Annotated in this window: 1 protein-coding gene; it reads left to right on the forward strand. The window is 64.8% G+C overall.

Annotation, left to right across the window (positions count from 1 at the left end; genetic code table 11):
• Positions 1–2: 2 nt before the first annotated feature.
• On the forward strand, positions 3–947 hold the full coding sequence (locus ACVCAG_RS45760) for an ABC transporter substrate-binding protein (RefSeq protein WP_447191673.1): 945 nt from the start codon (positions 3–5) through the stop codon (positions 945–947).
• Positions 948–951 lie beyond the last annotated feature (4 nt).

A 951-nucleotide genomic window follows, 5' to 3' on the forward strand; every position in this document is an offset into this window, starting at 1 on the left:
CGATGACGGGTTGCGGTAGCACGAGCACGCCGGCCACCGGCACCGACAGTGGCAAGGTCGCCGACGACGGCAAGATCGTCATGGGTTTCTCCCAGGTCGGCGCGGAAAGCGGCTGGCGTACGGCCAACACCAAGTCGGTGCAGGAGTCGGCGAAGACGGCGGGTGTGGAGCTGAAGTTCTCCGACGCCCAGCAGAAGCAGGAGAACCAGATCAAGGCGATCCGGTCCTTCGTCCAGCAGAAGGTCGACGTCATCGCGTTCTCGCCGGTGGTGGAGTCGGGCTGGGACACGGTGCTGAAGGAGGCGCAGAACGCCAAGATCCCGGTGATCCTCACCGACCGGGCGGTGGATTCGGCCGACAAGACGCTGTACAAGACCTTCCTGGGCTCGGACTTCGTGGAGGAGGGCAAGAAGGCCGGTCAGTGGCTGGTGGAGGAGTACAAGGACTCCAAGGATCCGGTGAACATCGTGGAGCTGCAGGGCACCACGGGTTCGGCGCCGGCCAACGACCGCAAGGCGGGTTTCGCGGAGGTGATCGCGGCCGATCCGAAGTTCAAGATCGCCGCTTCGCAGACCGGTGACTTCACCCGGGCCAAGGGCAAGGAGGTGATGGAGGCGTTCTTGAAGTCCACTCCGGACATCGATGTGCTGTACGCGCACAATGACGACATGGGGCTGGGTGCGATCGAGGCGATCGAGGGCGCGGGCAAGGTGCCGGGCAAGGACATCAAGATCATCACGATCGACGCGGTGAAGGACGGGATGCAGGCCCTGGCCGACGGGAAGATCAGCTACATCGTCGAGTGCAGCCCGCTGCTCGGCCCTCAACTGATGGACCTGGCCAAGAAGGTCGTCGCCGGTGAGCAGGTGCCGGCTCGGGTGGTGACCGAGGAGACCACCTTCACCCAGGAGCAGGCCAAGGAAGCCCTGCCCACCCGCCAGTACTGAGCCG

Source organism: Streptosporangium sp. G12 (assembly GCF_052983175.1).